Source organism: Candidatus Poribacteria bacterium, assembly GCA_028820845.1.
Lineage (GTDB): Bacteria > Poribacteria > WGA-4E > WGA-4E > WGA-3G > WGA-3G.
The window spans coordinates 1-16,821 of sequence record JAPPII010000107.1; the positions used below are offsets into that span (position 1 = coordinate 1).

Annotated in this window: 17 protein-coding genes; all 17 read left to right on the plus strand. The window is 46.3% G+C overall.

Annotated features, from left to right (window positions below; all coding sequences use genetic code 11):
- Positions 1–457 precede the first annotated feature (457 nt).
- The 17 genes from arc to tnpA all read left to right on the plus strand — a co-directional run bounded on the left by arc (position 458) and on the right by tnpA (position 16,798).
- Positions 458–2,242 carry a proteasome ATPase gene (arc, locus tag OXN25_19470; protein ID MDE0427038.1) on the plus strand — a complete coding sequence of 595 codons (1,785 nt, stop codon included), beginning with the start codon at positions 458–460 and terminating at the stop codon, positions 2,240–2,242.
- 173 nt (positions 2,243–2,415) lie between these two features.
- Entirely contained in the window at positions 2,416–3,909 is a 1,494-nt protein-coding gene (gene dop / locus OXN25_19475; GenBank protein ID MDE0427039.1) for a depupylase/deamidase Dop, read from the plus strand.
- An 11-nt stretch (positions 3,910–3,920) separates the two neighbouring features.
- Complete coding sequence (locus OXN25_19480; GenBank protein ID MDE0427040.1) at positions 3,921–4,118, plus strand: ubiquitin-like protein Pup; 198 nt, start codon at positions 3,921–3,923, stop codon at positions 4,116–4,118.
- Positions 4,119–4,120: 2 nt separating this feature from the next.
- Positions 4,121–4,915 carry a proteasome subunit beta gene (gene prcB, locus OXN25_19485; protein MDE0427041.1) on the plus strand — a complete coding sequence of 265 codons (795 nt, stop codon included), beginning with the start codon at positions 4,121–4,123 and terminating at the stop codon, positions 4,913–4,915.
- Positions 4,916–5,046: 131 nt separating this feature from the next.
- Positions 5,047–5,772, plus strand: coding sequence for a proteasome subunit alpha (gene prcA / locus OXN25_19490; protein MDE0427042.1), 726 nt, complete (start codon positions 5,047–5,049; stop codon positions 5,770–5,772).
- Between the two features lie 82 nt (positions 5,773–5,854).
- Positions 5,855–7,213 carry a proteasome accessory factor PafA2 family protein gene (locus OXN25_19495; protein ID MDE0427043.1) on the plus strand — a complete coding sequence of 453 codons (1,359 nt, stop codon included), beginning with the start codon at positions 5,855–5,857 and terminating at the stop codon, positions 7,211–7,213.
- A gap of 122 nt (positions 7,214–7,335) precedes the next feature.
- A complete protein-coding gene (gene ppdK / locus OXN25_19500) occupies positions 7,336–9,966 on the plus strand; it encodes a pyruvate, phosphate dikinase (GenBank protein MDE0427044.1) in 2,631 nt (876 codons plus the stop codon).
- Between the two features lie 84 nt (positions 9,967–10,050).
- Entirely contained in the window at positions 10,051–10,620 is a 570-nt protein-coding gene (locus OXN25_19505) for a Uma2 family endonuclease (protein ID MDE0427045.1), read from the plus strand.
- A 100-nt stretch (positions 10,621–10,720) separates the two neighbouring features.
- The gene (locus OXN25_19510) at positions 10,721–11,164 is read left to right on the plus strand and encodes a cupin domain-containing protein (GenBank protein MDE0427046.1); all 444 of its coding nucleotides are present in this window, start codon (positions 10,721–10,723) and stop codon (positions 11,162–11,164) included.
- A gap of 80 nt (positions 11,165–11,244) precedes the next feature.
- Positions 11,245–11,562 carry a type II toxin-antitoxin system RelE/ParE family toxin gene (locus OXN25_19515; GenBank protein ID MDE0427047.1) on the plus strand — a complete coding sequence of 106 codons (318 nt, stop codon included), beginning with the start codon at positions 11,245–11,247 and terminating at the stop codon, positions 11,560–11,562.
- Positions 11,559–11,960, plus strand: a complete 402-nt coding sequence (locus tag OXN25_19520; protein MDE0427048.1) for a hypothetical protein — start codon at positions 11,559–11,561, stop codon at positions 11,958–11,960. Before OXN25_19515 ends, OXN25_19520 begins: the two co-directional genes overlap by 4 nt.
- A 10-nt stretch (positions 11,961–11,970) precedes the next feature.
- A complete protein-coding gene (locus OXN25_19525) occupies positions 11,971–13,140 on the plus strand; it encodes a Gfo/Idh/MocA family oxidoreductase (protein ID MDE0427049.1) in 1,170 nt (389 codons plus the stop codon).
- A gap of 21 nt (positions 13,141–13,161) precedes the next feature.
- On the plus strand, positions 13,162–13,704 hold the full coding sequence (locus OXN25_19530) for a hypothetical protein (protein ID MDE0427050.1): 543 nt from the start codon (positions 13,162–13,164) through the stop codon (positions 13,702–13,704).
- A 31-nt stretch (positions 13,705–13,735) separates the two neighbouring features.
- The gene (locus tag OXN25_19535; protein ID MDE0427051.1) at positions 13,736–14,905 is read left to right on the plus strand and encodes a hypothetical protein; all 1,170 of its coding nucleotides are present in this window, start codon (positions 13,736–13,738) and stop codon (positions 14,903–14,905) included.
- Between the two features lie 55 nt (positions 14,906–14,960).
- Complete coding sequence (locus OXN25_19540) at positions 14,961–15,299, plus strand: IS630 transposase-related protein (GenBank protein ID MDE0427052.1); 339 nt, start codon at positions 14,961–14,963, stop codon at positions 15,297–15,299.
- A complete protein-coding gene (locus tag OXN25_19545) occupies positions 15,296–15,793 on the plus strand; it encodes an IS630 family transposase (GenBank protein MDE0427053.1) in 498 nt (165 codons plus the stop codon). Before OXN25_19540 ends, OXN25_19545 begins: the two co-directional genes overlap by 4 nt.
- A 537-nt stretch (positions 15,794–16,330) precedes the next feature.
- Positions 16,331–16,798, plus strand: a complete 468-nt coding sequence (gene tnpA, locus OXN25_19550; GenBank protein ID MDE0427054.1) for an IS200/IS605 family transposase — start codon at positions 16,331–16,333, stop codon at positions 16,796–16,798.
- Positions 16,799–16,821: the final 23 nt, after the last annotated feature.

Below are 16,821 nucleotides of genomic sequence, written 5' to 3' on the forward strand. Positions count from 1 at the left end.
ATTTCGCAGCTATATTGATCACTGCTAACAAAATGTAAACACTACGTAGACATTTGACCCTCACCTGGTAGGCGAGGTTTCTAACCTCGCCGGTGCAGAGTGTCCAGTTAATTCTAAGGTTTACCATAGTTTTATCTATTTGCTTTATTTATGTGAATATTTTTCTTCTGTAGGAGCGAGTGTTTTTGCTGGGGGGTTTCTTCATGCTCGCGATCTTGCGTCCAAATTTGTTTGCCGAAATTTCGATCCGCATCGCTATAAATTTTTTTTCAGGGTATTCACGAGGCGAAAGTTGTAACTTTTTCTTGACACAATTTTTTTCGATGTGCTATACTCTAAATAAATAAAGATGTTGGGTTGAAACCTGAAGCCTAATCAAGGCGGGTTATTCATACACCCGACCCTCGTTGTTACCAATGAGGTCGAAAAATCGTTTTGGAAAGTGAGAACTTCACGTATGGCTATCAAAAGAGGAAATGCCAAAGATTCCTTTGAGGAACAAGAAACATTTGATGTCGTCTGGTATCAGCAACAGATCCGTACACTCCAAGGGACGATTGATATGCTTCAAGGTGAACTCGAAGGCATGCGGCAGCAGCAGCGCGCAATCTATATCAAAGACCTTGAAAGTCGGCTCTATGAGATGCAGCGTGAGTTGATGACAGCACACCGTCGGAACAAGAAGTTGACGGGGACTCTCCAAGAAGCGAAAGAGAAACTTCAGATCCTTAAGGAGAAAGTTGAACAACTCAGCGCGCCACCCAATAATTATGGAGTTTTCCTCGGCGGAAACGAAGACGGAAGCATCGATATTGATGTCAGCGGCAGAAAGTGGCGCGTCAATCTTGATCCGGGACTCAAGGCTGAAGACCTCTCTGTTGGGCAGGAAGTCATCGTCAATAGTGGAATGAATGTTGTCGGTATCAAACCTCCTGAAAGACACGGAGAGGTCGTCAAGATTAAGGAGCGAGTTGCGGATGAACTTGCTATCATCAGCCTTCGCACCGATGAAGAGCGCGTCGTTAGAGTCGCTGCCTCTCTTAAAGATGAGTCTTTGAAAACCGGAGATAATGTCCTCCTCAACCATACAACGAGCATGCTCATGGAAAAACTTCCCAAACGCGAAGTTGAGGACCTTCTCCTCGAAGAGGTACCGGATATCGGTTACGCCGACATCGGTGGACTTGATACACAGATAGAGGCGATTCGCGATGCGATAGAGATGCCATACCTTTATCCCAAGGAGTACGAAGAATTTAATCTTTCGCCACCCAAGGGGGTCCTTCTCTATGGACCGCCGGGATGTGGTAAAACCTTGATAGCCCGCGCGGTTGCCAGTGGTATCGCTGAACGCGTCCGAAAGCAAACGGGCAGGGCGGAAGTCCGCGGCTATTTCATTAATATCAAGGGACCCGAACTCCTGAATAAGTACGTCGGCGAAACCGAACGGAAAATCCGAGAAATCTTCCAAAAGGCGCGTGATAAGTCGAGGGAAGGGTTTCCGGTTATTATTTTCTTCGATGAAATGGATTCGCTCTTCCGATCCAGAGGCATGGGCATCTCATCGGATATGGAGTCAACGCTTGTACCGCAATTTCTTGCTGAAATTGATGGTGTTGAGAACCTAAGAGATGTGATTGTTATTGGCGCAAGCAACCGTCAGGATCTACTGGATCCCGCAGTTTTACGACCCGGTAGACTCGATATTAAAATTAAAATTGACCGACCCAATATGGAAGGTGCTAAAGATATCTTCGCTATATACCTGACCCCCAACCTCCCCTTTGCTGAGGAGACGTGTCAACAGTTTAATGGAGACACGGAGGCTATCTCGAAACATTTTATCAATGAAGCCGCAAATACGATGTACGCAATGACCGATGAGAACCGGTTCATCGAAGTAACTTACGCACGTGGAGAACGCGAAACCCTCTTTTTTAAGGATTTCGTCAGCGGTGCCATGATTGAGAATATCGTTTCACGCGCGAAAAAGGCGGCTATCAAACGGTTTATTGGTTCCGATGGGTCGGAGAAAGGGATGTGTCTTGATGACCTCAAGGCAGCTATCCGCGAAGAATACCAAGAAAACGAAGACTTACCTAATACCACCAATCCTGATGATTGGGCAAAAATTTCTGGGCGTAAAGGCGAAAAGATCGTCAACATTCGTGCATTAATTAATGAACCGACACAAGAGAAGAAACAAAATGTCCGTGTAACCCGCGGCGGCACTTTTCTTTAATGGCTGTCAGCCATCGGCTAATCAACGGTATGAATGCCTGTGGGCATTCCCCTGGTTGTTGGAAACCAAAACGGGTTATGATAGGAGAAAACATTGGTAACCGCCATAACGAGTTACCAATAGCGGATAGCCAATAGCCAATAGCCAAGAAAAACATGGAAATACCTATAATAATGGGAACAGAGACTGAGTATGGCATCTCAGTCAAAAATGCGCGCGAACAAGACCCGGTCGCTGCTTCGACTTTGGTCGTCAATGCATATAAAAGCTGCAGAGGCGATCTGCCGAGCGCAACGACTGCTGTCACTTGGGATTATGAACAAGAAAGTCCCTTGATGGACGCACGCGGGTTTCAGGCGGAAGTCGAAACACCAATCACCGAGGCGGATACGAGTAGTGCTGTCAACGACATTTTGGTAAACGGTGGACGCTATTATGTAGATCACGCCCATCCTGAATATTGCACGCCGGAATGCACCAATCCACGCGATCTGCTCCTATACGAGAAAGCAGGCGAATTAATATTGGAGGTCAGTAGACTCGCAGCTGAACGTCTTCTGCTTGACAACCAAGAAGTTATCATCTATAAAAATAATACGGATTACAAGGGGCATAGCTACGGGGCACATGAAAACTACCTGATGTCCCGAACAGTCCCTTTTGAAACCATCGTTGATGGGCTTATCCCGTTCCTGGTCACTCGCATTATAATTACGGGGAGCGGGAAAGTTGGCGCAGAAAATACAACTGAACCCGCGGATTATCAGATCTCCCAACGCGCTGATTTTTTTGAGCAAGAGGTCGGCTTGAGCACGATGGTGAATCGACCCCTGATTAACACACGCGATGAACCACATGCTGATGATAAACTCTATCGACGCTTACACGTTATCGTCGGCGACTCGAACATGTCTGAATTCAGCATCTATCTCAAGGTAGGTATTACCGCTATCGTACTTCAACTTATTGAGAAAGGCGTTGTTGAAGACCGCTTTAGTTTGAAAGACCCTGTTGCAGCTATAAAACATATCTCGCGAGATCTTTCCTGCAAGAATCAAATAGAACTCGAAGATGGAAAGTTACGAACCCCCATAGAGATCCAACGCGCATATCTTGAACTGGCACAACAGCATCTAACACCTGAAGAACGGACACCCGTAGTTGAGGATGTCCTTGAAAAATGGAAATATGTGCTCGATAACTTGGAAATCGATCCAAGGCGATTAGGTCAGTATCTCGATTGGATTATCAAAAAGAAATTGCTGGATGCCTACCGTAGACGGCACGGCTATCAATGGGACGATTCACATCTCCAGATGCTTGATTTGCAGTATCATGATATTCGTCCAGACAAAGGGCTTTACATCAGGCTCCTGAAAAATGGACATGTTAAGCGTTTACTGAGCCATGAAGAAATTGTACACGCCATGCACTATCCACCTGTGGATACGCGCGCATATTTTCGCGGTACCTGTTTACGGAAGTTTCCAAAGCACATTTACAGTGCAAGTTGGAACTCGATGATCTTTGTAAGTAAATCGGGTGGACTTGACAAAATTATGATGGATCGTCCCCACTTTGGGACACAACGGATCGTTGGCGAACTACTGAATAACTGTACAGCGGAGGAGCTCGTTAAGGAAATTCAAGGCGATGCTTCAAAATAAAGGAGAAAACCATGTCAACTGAAAAGCAACAGGAACACCTTGATCGCCAAGTCGATGAGACCGAAGATATTCAACCTAATGTTGAACCCGGGGAAATCGACGAGGAATTTGTCGAGGATTTAGACGCACTTCTTGATGAAATTGATGAAATTTTGGAAGAAGATTCGCAAGAATTCGTCGAAAACTATATTCAGCGCGGAGGGCAGTAGGAGTGCTTGACCTCACTGATTACGGCATCTCCAACTTCTTTCAGATTCTCAAGCGTCGCCATCCTGAATTATTAGCGGCGCTTCATTCGTCTAATGTTACCTCAAATTCTACTGTAACAGAATCAGCGTTCCAGCAATATGAAGGGACGACTGTCCTTGCTGTCGTCTACGATACGGGTGTCGTTATGGCTGGAGACCGACAGGCAACAGAGGGTTATCAGGTCGGTGAACGGCGAATTCAAAAAGTCTATCCGGTTGATCGGTACTCCGCAATTGCTGTTGCTGGTGCTGCGGGTCCCTGCATTGAGATGGCGAAGCTTTTTCAGGTTGAAGTTGAATTTTATGAAAAAACTGAGGGGATGGCGCTCAGCTTGGAAGGACAGGCGAACTTCCTTTCTCACTTGGTGCGTTCTAACCTTGGACTCGCTATGCAGGGATTAATCGTCTTGCCACTCTTTGCGGGTTATGATTTAAGGCAGCAACGCGGTAGAATTTTCAAATATGATGCTGTCGGCGGTCGCTATGAGGAAGACGACTATCACGCTATTGGCTCTGGCGGTAAAGATGCCCGCGCAACGCTAAAAAAACGGTATAGCCCTGGAATCACCCATCAGAATGCACTCGAAATCGTCGCGGAGGCACTTTGGGACGCTGCTGATGAGGATATCGCAACCGGGGGGCCCGATCTCATCCGGAAAATCTTCCCAACACTTTATACTGTTACGCAAGAGGGGGTCTCCGAGGTGCCAGAGGCAACCGTTGAAGAACTCTATCGGGAGTTAATATCGCGCTTGTAGGTCTGAAAATCTTAATTTAACCTACCCTAATATCCCCAGCAACGATAACTTCACCTGAAACCTGCAAGGACAACGCACGCAGCGGTTCAGAAGCAATCGTTAAAAAAACTTGGAATACGAAAAATACAGACATGTCCACACCGTATTATGTTTCACCTGAACAAATTCGTCAAGATAAAGAAGATTTTGTCCGTCGCGGCATTGCACAGGCAAAAGAGGTTGTCGTCTTGGAGTACCGAGAGGGACTTCTGATGGTCGCTGAGAATCCGCGGAAAACTATCTATAAGATTTCTGAAATTTATGATCGGATCGCACTCGCAGCCGCTGGCAGGATTGCTGAATATGAAGCACTACGCGTCGCCGGTATCCGAGAATCTGAAATTAAAGGCTTTCGCTACTACCGAGAGGATGTCACCGCAAAGTGGTTAACGAATCTCTATTCGCAACACATGGGCGCAATCGCACAAGCATGGGATGCTAAACCTCTTGAAATTGAACTCCTTGTGTGTGAAGTTGGGATGACTGGTGCTGAAACCGCACCCGGGCTGCAGCGTAACCAGATTTATCATATTGCCTTTGACGGTATCTATTCGGAGGAGGAAAAGTATGCCGTTATTGGCGGGCGGGCCACGCCGATAACAGAGATGCTTGCGCAGCGTTATACAGATGGATTGGAGATGTCCGCAGCACTCCGCCTCGTAACGGAGACCTTTCAGAATATTGAAGCCGATACGGATACTGAGGATGACTATGAAATCACACCGCAGACAATAGAGGTAGCATGTCTTGAGCAAACTGCGGAACGTCGGAGGTTTCGACGACTTTCTACTGAAGAGGTTACCAACCTCTTGTCTTGATTTTTTACCGTTTGACATCACACGACCTGTTCACGAATCAGGCAAACTTGTAGCGGAAGAGATACTGATGAAGAGGTAACTGATGAATCGTAGAATTTACGGATTAGAAACTGAATTCGGAATTATCTGGACCCCTGATGTCCCACGTAGAAAGACGCTCACTGTCCAGAACGTCGTGATGTACCTCTTCCGCGAAATCGTTGCAGGGAGGATGTATCCAGATGTCTTTCTCGAAAATGGGGCGAGATTTTATCAAGATATAGGGTGCCATCCAGAATATGCGACCCCAGAGTGCGATGATGTCGCTGAACTCGTCGCCCACGATAAGGCTGGCGAACGTATCATTACCCGTCTGGCGAGTACAGCGGAAAAACGTATGCACAATGACGGGTTCCATGGAAAGATCTCTATTTTTAAAAACAATTTGGATACCCCAGGCAATACCTATGGATGCCACGAAAACTATTTGATGGAACGTCATGTTGACTTCCGGCAATTAGCGGCGCAGTTGATCCCGTTCTTTGTAACACGACAGGTCTTCGCGGGCGCAGGAAAAATTAAGCCTAAGCATCGCGGCTATTACGCAATCTCGCAACGTGCCGAGCACATCCGAGAAGAAATCTCTATCGGAACAACGACAGCGCGCGGGATTATCAATACACGCGATGAACCGCACGCCGATCGTGAGAAGTATAGACGCTTACATGTTATCGTCGGGGATTCCAACATGTCCGAATTTTCGACGTTTTTGAAGGTCGGGACGACGGGCATTATCCTACGTATGATTGAAGACAATTTCATTGAGCAACGCTTCGCACTCCGAGACCCCGTCAAAGCCATACGCGATATTTCTGACGATATTACCTGCAAACACCTCATTGAACTTCAAAACGGCAAACGACTCTCCGCCGTTCAACTGCAATGGCAATACTTGGAATGCGCGAAACGCTACCTTGAGCAAGCCGAATCCGATTCGACAACGTCACAAATTATGGCACGATGGGAATATGTCCTCACTTGTTTAGAGAGTGATCCGATGCAGTTAGACCGCGAATTGGATTGGGTCATTAAGTGGAAATGGCTGCAGGCGTATCTGACAAGGCACGGTTTTGACTGGGATGCACCGCAAGTGAAACACTTGGATTTAAAATACCATAATGTGCGTCGGAATGAGAGTCTCTATTATACGCTCGAAAAGCGGGATGAGATTGAACGGATTGTTAGGGATGAGCAAATTCAGCATGCCGAACATTTTCCACCTGAACGTACACGAGCCAAATTCCGTGGTAAATTTATCAAGAAAGTAAACGAGGGCAAGGTCCTGTGTGGCGTCAATTGGAGTTATATTCAACTGTATGAGCCGTACCAGATCCTTTACCTTTCGACAGACCCTTTTAAACCCGAATTTGACGAAGCAAGTCGTACAATTTATTCAATTTAAATAACTATCGGCTGTTGGCTCTCAGTAAAGAAATGTTTGTAGCGTTAACAAATATTGGACTGCTACAAAACCTACTGACTGCTGACTGCTGATGGCTAATAGCCAAAAATAGGAGGCTTTTGATGCCACAACCGAAGTACGTCTACTTCTTTGGAGGCGGTGAAAGTGAAGGCAACGCTACAATGCGGACCCTGCTTGGCGGCAAGGGGGCAAATCTCGCAGAGATGAGCAATCTCGGTATACCTGTCCCGCCCGGCTTCACTATCTCCACTGAAGTCTGTAAATTATACTACGAAAACGACAAACGGTATCCCACCGGACTTGATAGACAGATTGACGAAAATCTGGTGAAATTAGAAAACGCACTCGGCGCAAAATTCGGTGATACTGAAAATCCACTCCTTCTCTCTGTCCGTTCCGGTGCCGCTGTTTCAATGCCGGGTATGATGGACACGATTCTTAACCTCGGTTTGAATGATGATGCCATTAAGGGACTCATCGCCAGATCCGGAAACGAGCGTTTCGCTTACGATGCATACCGACGTTTCGTACAGATGTTCGGAAACGTTGTACTCGGCGTTGACCACGATGAATTTGAGCATTTGCTTGAAGAAAAGAAAGACGCGAAGGGCGTTACATTAGATACTGAATTGGAAGCCGCTGATTTGTCGGCACTCGTCACGGAATTCAAGGCGGTTGTCAAGCAGCAAACAGGAAGAGACTTCCCGGATGAACCGCGATTGCAGTTGGATATGGCGCGGGATGCTGTTTTTGAGTCGTCTGGAAACCCGCGCGCGATTACTTATCGCCGTCTTAACGATATTTCTGAAGAACTCGGACGCACTGCTGTTAACGTTCAAGCAATGGTGTTCGGAAATATGGGCGGAAGTTCCGGGACAGGGGTCGCCTTTACACGCAACCCATCAACGGGTGCAAACCAATTTTACGGCGAGTTCCTTATGAACGCGCAAGGCGAAGACGTAGTCGCTGGTATCCGGACACCGCTCCCGATCGCTGAATTGCGAAACATCTTACCTGATATACATGATGAACTGGTCAATATTGGTTTGCGGCTTGAGAAGCACTATCGCGACATGCAAGACGTGGAGTTTACGATTCAAGATAGTAAACTCTACATGCTCCAGACCCGTAACGGCAAGCGCACAGGGCAGGCTGCTGTCCGCATCGCCGTTGAGATGGTTGAGGAGGGTTTAATCGATAAGCAGACGGCTTTGACCCGTGTCCCCGCTAACGATCTGGATCAGTTGTTGCATCCGAGTGTTGATCCGGCGGCCCAGGTGGAGGTTATCGCACAAGGCTTGCCTGCTTCTCCGGGGGCAGCTGTTGGAAAAGTCGTTTTTACCGCACTTCACGCTGAAGAAATGGCAGCCAAGGGTGAAAAGGTTATCCTTGTCCGTGCTGAAACCTCACCGGAGGATATCGGCGGTATGGATGCCGCTGAGGGTATCCTCACGGCGCGCGGCGGTATGACAAGCCACGCCGCTGTCGTCGCACGCGGCATGGGTAAAAGCTGTGTCGCCGGATGTTCTGCGCTGTTTATTCATGAAGAGGCGCGGGAATTTTACGCTGAGGGCAAACGCTATGCTGAAGGTGATTATATCACACTCAACGGATCGACAGGGGATGTCCTCAATGGACAAGTAGCACTCATTCAACCCGAATTAAGTGGACAGTTCGGAACGCTCATGGAATGGGCAGATGAAGTCCGAACCTTAGGTGTCCGTACAAACGCCGATACTCCCGAAGATGCAACAAACGCCCGGCAATTTGGCGCAGAAGGCATCGGGCTTTGCCGGACGGAACACATGTTCTTCGGTGCCGGGATTGACGCTATTCGTGAGATGATCCTCGCAGATAACACGGAAGAACGCCAGCAGGCATTGGAGAAACTGCTACCCCATCAGCGTTCGGACTTCATCGGTATTTTTGAGGCGATGGCTGGCTATCCGGTTACTATCCGTACGCTTGATCCACCGCTCCATGAGTTCTTGCCGAAAAATGAGACTGAGATTCTCGAACTCGCAGAACGGATCGGTGTTGAACCGCAAAAATTGCGTGAGCGTGTTGAAGAATTGCACGAATTCAACCCCATGCTTGGGCACCGGGGATGTAGACTCGGTATCGTCTACCCTGAAATAACCGAGATGCAAGCCCGTGCGATCTTTGAAGCTGCTGTTGATGTTGCAAAACGCGACATATCGGTGTTGCCAGAGATTATGATTCCTCTCGTTGGGCATATCAACGAATTATCTTTGCAGCGCGAAGTTGTTGTTAATACCGCTGAAGCCGTTTTTGCAGAGAGTGGAACGCGGGTCGAATACCTCGTCGGAACAATGATTGAATTGCCACGCGCAGCACTCACGGCTGAGAAAATCGCTGCTGAGGCGGAATTCTTCTCTTACGGCACCAACGACCTGACACAGACCACATTCGGAATGAGTCGGGATGACGCTGCGAGATTCCTTGATGATTACGTCAGAAACGGTGTGCTTGAGTACGATCCCTTCCAAGTTCTCGACCAAGATGGTGTCGGTAGCCTCTTGCAAATCGGTTCTGAAAAAGGACGAGCGACACGTCCCGATCTGAAAGTCGGTATCTGTGGCGAACACGGCGGAGAACCGAATTCCGTGAAGTTCTGTTATGGATTAGACTTCGATTACGTATCGTGTTCCCCGTTCCGTGTCCCGATTGCACGTCTCGCCGCAGCGCAGGCTGTCATTGAAGCAACGTAGGACAAAAAATAAAAGGTGGGAAGGTTGGAAATTTTCTACGTTTCCAGTCTTCCTATCTTCGATTCTCCCGCGAAGGACAAGAAAATGGAAGCGCAAGAAATCCGCTCATCTCCCCAAGAAAGCCTTCCTCCTGACACTGCTACAATGACGTTGGAGGAATTCCTCGAAAGCGATTTAGAGGGATATGAATACATTAAAGGAGAATTAGTCCCAGTGCCGCCTACCTCAATGGAGCATGGTGATATTAGTATGAACCTAATTTCACCGTTAAATTCATACATTCGTGAAAATCAATTAGGGCGGGTCTACATACCGGACACAGGCTTTAAAGTTAGGGAGCGCGTCTTAATACCAGATATCGCGTTTCTTTCAAACGAACATATACCCGAGGATCGCAGTAAAGCATCTCCAGTCCCACCAGACCTCGCCGTTGAAGTGGTTTCTCCGACGGATATATGGCATCAGGTTGAAGAAAAGGCTTTCGCTTACCTTGAGGCTGGGACACAACTCGTATGGGTGATTAAACCCCGGTCCAAAACAGTCACGGTCTACCGTTCGGAGACAGACATTACATTGCTCACTCGGAATGATACACTCACGGGTGAACAGGTCATCGAAGGCTTTTCTTGTCAAGTAGCAGAACTTTTTGAATAAGCACAGTCGTAACTACACACGATTTTATTTGTAGCACAAACTTTCAGTTTGTGACCTCGAAAAAAACCAGGAGCTTTTAAAATTAAAAAGGACAACATCTATGCTAATCGCAGATGTAAACGAAATGGAAGGGCGCACCTATCCCGCCCGTAGACGCACCAAAAATCTCGTCGGTGGCGCATCCCCGATCCAAATAGGCGAGTTCTGTATGGGGTTCGTCGTCTTAGAACCCAACGGTGGACAAGTGCCGTGGCACAACCACGAACAGGAAGAAATCTACTTCATCGTTGAAGGCGAAGGCGAAATGTGTCTCGGTGAGGAACGTCAAACCCTCTCCGCAGGTCAGACCGTTTTTATTCCTTCATGGGTTTTCCATCAGTTGACGAACACCGGTGACACACCGATGCACATGGTCTACTGCTATGGACCCGCAGGCGATGTGGCGCATTGGAAGCAGGAACTCACCGGCACCCTCCCAAAAGCCGGTGTGGACGCACCCCCACTCCCAGAAGGCGCAGCCCCCCAATGTACTGACAAACCTTAGATAGGTTTATCCGTTTTCGTGTGGATTGGGAATAGAATAAGGAAGTAGAATAATAAACGATGCGTAGCACATACCCGAGAATGATAGAAATCTACCGTTCTCGGAATGGTCGAGAACCTTTCACAGAATGGTTGAACACAATTCGAGATCGGAAAACGCAAAGACGTATTCGGACCCGCCTCGCATCTCTTAAATTGGGCAATTTCGGAAATTACAAATCTGTCGGTGAGGGGGTATTTGAGTTGCGTTTTCACTTCGGGGTAGGTTATCGAATTTATTTTGGTGAAGTGAATAATGCCGTTGTTCTTCTACTCTGTGGAGGGGATAAATCATCACAGACGCGCGACATTGAACGGGCAAAAACCTATTGGTTGGAGTACAAGGAGATGCACCCATGAAAAAAATGAGAACGTACCGCGAGTACCTTATAGATATATTCGCCGATCGCGATGAAGCGATTGGGCACCTCCAAGTAGCACTTGAAGATTACCCAACGCATGTGGATATGGACACATTTCTATTCTTGCTTGAAATCGTTGTAGAAGCCCAAGGCGGAATTGCTGAACTTGCCAAGCAAACCAACACTAAACCACATGTCCTTTCGGACGCGCTCACCAGTAACGATATACAGCTGATTGATAGACTCGGAACAATTCTTAGAGCCCTCGGATACCGGCTTTCGATCGAACCGTTAGAGGCAGAAAACCTCAAGCTTGAAACCACCACCACGACGGAACAAGCTGCAACAGCATCTCTGTCAGAAAATCAAGGCACACCCCGACAAGCAGTTAAGTAGTAGGAGACACATGACCCATCAGACTGAAAAAACACACCGCGTCGGCATCATCATGAACGGTGTCACCGGTAGAATGGGAACAAACCAACACCTTATCCGATCCATCTTGGCAATCGCCGAAGACGGCGGCATCCCGATTGGGGACGGTGAAGTCATTATGCCCGACCCGTTTCTTGTCGGCAGGAATCCAGCGAAACTGGAGAAATTATCCGAAACAACAGGCGTTGAGAAGTGGAGCACAGATCTCGACGCTGCGCTCGCTGATGATGCTTACAGCGTTTACTTTGACGCACAGGTTACATCCCGTCGCGTCGATGCCGTCCAAGCCGCAATATCCGCCGGTAAGCACATCTATTGTGAAAAACCGACAGCTACTACCACTGCCGATGCTTATAGCCTCTATGAACAGGCAGCAAAAGCCGGACTCAAAAACGGAGTCGTTCAGGACAAACTCTGGTTACCCGGTATTCAGAAGCTGAAACGTTTGATAGACGCTGACTTTTTCGGAGAAATTATTGCTGTCCGAGGCGAGTTCGGATATTGGGTGTTCCGTGGGGATGCGATTCCGACCCAACGTCCCTCGTGGAACTATCGAGCCGAAGACGGCGGCGGCATTATTCTTGATATGTTTAGCCACTGGCGATACGTCATTGACAACCTTTTCGGTGCTATTAAAGGCGTTTCTTGTATTGCTGCCACACATCTCCCGCAACGGTGGGATGAAGACGGCAAACCTTATGCCTCTACGGCTGAAGACGCTGCCTATGCGACTTTTGAATTAGAGAACGGTATCATCGCACATTTCAACTCATCGTGGGCAGTCAGAGTCCGTCGCGACGATCTGTTGACGATACACGTGGACGGTTTGAACGGATCTGCTGTTGTTGGCTTGAGGGATTGTTGGATTCAGCCCCTCTCTGGCACCCCACGTCCTGTTTGGAATCCTGACATCGAACAACCGATCAAATTCTTTGACGGTTGGCTCAAAGTCCCAGAGCAGGAGGAGTATGAGAACGCATTTAGAGCACAATGGGAGTTGTTCCTCCGACACGTCGTTGCTGATGAACCTTTCCCGTGGACGCTTCTTGCTGGAGCAAAGGGTGTGCAATTAGCAGAAAAAGGCATGGAATCATGGCAGGCTCGGAAGTGGGTGGAGCTGCCGGAACTTTTGACAGTATAAAATTGGAGAGACGCATTGAGAATGAATCTACGCTTTTGTGAATCCGAAATTGGCTACTGGGCGAACCGTTACACGGAACGTCAGAGATCAGAAAACCACACAAGAGAACAGCAGCTGGTTGGACTCAAAAGCACAATTCAGGCACGCGGAGGCTATCTTGTGAAAGAAGAATTGCACAAAGTGGCACGTTGGAAATCGCCCAGACGTGCAGTCCTTACTTTAGAGAATACCGACGACTCCATAAGGGAAATTACAGAAAGTGCCTTCGGAGTCACAGATGATTGGACCAAGCTGCTAACGTTAACCCGGTTGCAAGGTATAGGACAGCCAACTGCTTCCGCAATTCTACACCTATTTGATGAAGGACAGTACCCTATCCTTGATATACACGCACTTTGGTCTGTCGGGCTGCCTTGGGAAACAAGAAACTCCTATCCGTTTTGGCCGCAATACATTGAGTTTTGCCGTGAAATCGCGAACCGGAGCAGCGTTTCGATGAGAGAACTCGATAGGGCGTTGTGGAGGTATTCGTCCGACTACGGTAAAACGGAATGCCCTCGGTAACATAAACCATTACGCACAAGGAAACTAAAAAATGAGACTCAAATTTAATTGGCTTGTAATAATTCTACTTGCACTTTGTGCGCATTCCGCACAAGCCGAATTTATTACAAAAATTGTATACTTTAAACCAGCCGATGTTAATACCGATTTAACTGCGAGAATACAGGAAATAGTTGAGAATACACAATTAACTTACGCAGATGAAATGCATCGGAACGGCTTTGGAAGAAAAACGTTTCGTGTTGAAACGCGTTTTGGGAAACCGAGAATTCACATAGTCAACGGCGCAAAGAATTCATCTGCATATCTTAACAATACTCACGAGAACACAAGAAATGAATTGCCGAATCATTTGAGACAGGATATACCGCCATTCAGTAAACAGGACACTATCCTTGTTATCGTTGTAGGCGGTATTGACTGCATAGATGGACGTACCCATAATTCGTTTTGCGCTTGGGGTGTAGGTTATCCACATCATAGTCTTCGATATGGCGGAGGTGTTCTTATCGCTGCGAATAGTGAAAACCTAAACGAAGATGTTTTGTTCCACGAAATGGGACACGCTTTTGGATTATATCACAAGCCCCCGAATTCATTACCAAGCACGCTTGAAGTATATGAGGCGCGCTGGCTTGATAAAAACTACCATTTTAACAACCGGCAAAATAATTTTGGATTACCCGAATTTCTCGATGGGCATAAAATAACCGCACTTGCAGATAACAACGTCAAACTTGAAATAAAAGCGTTTTCCAATATCGGATTACATCAAGCGATGCTTGTAAACGCCAACATATTAGTAGTATCATTGCATTATATGCAAGGCGAAAGCGAAGATATTGTTTCGTTTTCGTTTGATCGCCGAGAGTGGACTAATAATATGTTTATCGAACTTATGGATGTTAACGGAAACTACATCGTCAAAGATTTTGTGATTAAATTACCGGATCGATTAGTGCCTGAATTGAACGCTACGAACGCTGATGGTAACTTTGTATACTTAACCCTTATTGATGGAAATCAGCCTGTGCCTAATGATTTTGGGCTAAATCCAAGTAATTCAAAATTAGAATGGAATTATTGGGGTGTAATACGCGATAACCTAACCAGTAATGGTCAAAACATTGTTATCGGTGAAACTGAATTCGTTAGAGGAATTTCTGTTGTTCCAGGTGAAAATCAACCGTCAGTATTATAGTAAAGCCCTCAAACAATTTGACATATTCTGAGATTTATGGTATCCTCTAAGTCTTATGAGTTATTCCTCAGATTTTCGCAAATGCGTGCTTGACTTCGTTGCTAATGGCGGTAGTAAAGCCGAAGCTTCACGACGATTTGGCATCTCTCGGGGCATCATCTATGAGTGGTTGGCTGCTCAAGACCCGTTGACCTGTAAAAAACCGGGGCCTCAAGGCCCTCGAACCCTTGATTATCAGGCACTCAAGCAACACGTCGCTGATTTCCCAGATGCCACCCAACAGGAGCGTGCTGCCCATTTTGGTGTCTCGAAACATGGTATTTGGTATGCGTTGAAAAAACGCAATATCACGCGAAAAAAAAGACCACGATCTCCAAAGAACAGTGTCCAGTGAAACGCCAAGAGTATCTCTCAGCACTTCAGCAAGAGACAGAAAAGGGCAAAAAGTTAGTTTATCTTGACGAGAGTGGTTTCAGTGAAACCGACTTCCGTCGGTATGCTTATGCCCCGAAAGGGATGCGTGTTGAAGATAAAGTGCCAAGCCATCGGTATACCCCCACGACTTTGATTGCGGCACGTCTTGATGGCTGTTTCAGGGTGCCGCTGCTTTTCGAGGGCAGTTGTGATAAGATTGCTTTCAACACTTGGCTTTCGGAGATGTTATGTCCATTGCTTGATGATACCCACGTTGTGATTATGGATAATGCTTCTTTCCATAAAGGTTCAGAGACGGCGGCATTGATCCAGGCTTCGGGGGCGAGTTTGTTGTTTTTACCGCCCTATTCCCCGGAGTTGAACCCGATTGAGAAGGATTTCGCCATCATCAAACCGAGACGTCAATACAACGCTGAGGCATCTATTGACGATATTATAAAAGTGTATAAGTAATTATGGGCTTTACTATAATATATTGCCTTCAACTTTTTAAAAAACCTGCAGTTAAAAAAATAAGAGGAACCGATAAATGTATACAAGTACACTGCCAAGACAAGGAGATATTAAACCTGTTGTTCTCGATATTCTTTCGGACTGGAGACCTCACAAAACGTCGAGTATAATTGCTAAATGTGCAAAACATTTCAATCTTACTAAGGAGCAATTAGAAGAAACAGACCCTTCTAATAATCTTCGCTTTGCAAAATACTGTCGTGGTGCATTGGACTATTTAAAACGAAAACATCAAATAATATCTCATACACACGGATTTTGGAAAATGAGATGTTAAAGGTTATACAATTCAACTTAACAATTTCGCTTTTCAATTCAGACGACGCGTAGGGTTTTTGTGCTAGATTCCTCTTACGCGTCTTTTGAATTTAGGATTAATTTTTACTGATAAAATATTAAGTAATCAAAAATATAGTTACGATTTTAAAAGTAATATTGTATAATGCAACATAAACAAAATTCAAAAGGTAAATTAAAATGTTTGAAAGTATTCGTCCTGAACCGCGTTACAAATCATCTTACAATTATGTTTGGGCTTGCGATTACCCCGTGATTTTTTGCACCAAATATCGCAAGCAAATTTTAACGTCCGCAATACAAAATCGACTAAAGGAATTGATAATCGCAAAACAAATAGACTACAACTACACACTAACAGCACTTGAAATAATGCCGGAACACGTGCATATTTTGATGGCTGTTGAACCCAAATATGCAGTTACGAAAATCGTAGGAAAAATTAAAGGCTATACGTCTTACAGATTACGTAGTGAATTTTCTGGACTAACTCGTATACGTGCCTTGTGGACTAATTCAAAATTTGTTGCATCGACTGGAGGCGTTACACTGGAGGCTTTGAAAGAATATGTCGAAGGTCAAAAATACAAGGAATATACGCAGAAATACGAAAGCCAACTGATATTTATCAAATCTCCCAAGGAGTAAGTAATCATCAATAGATCGTAGGT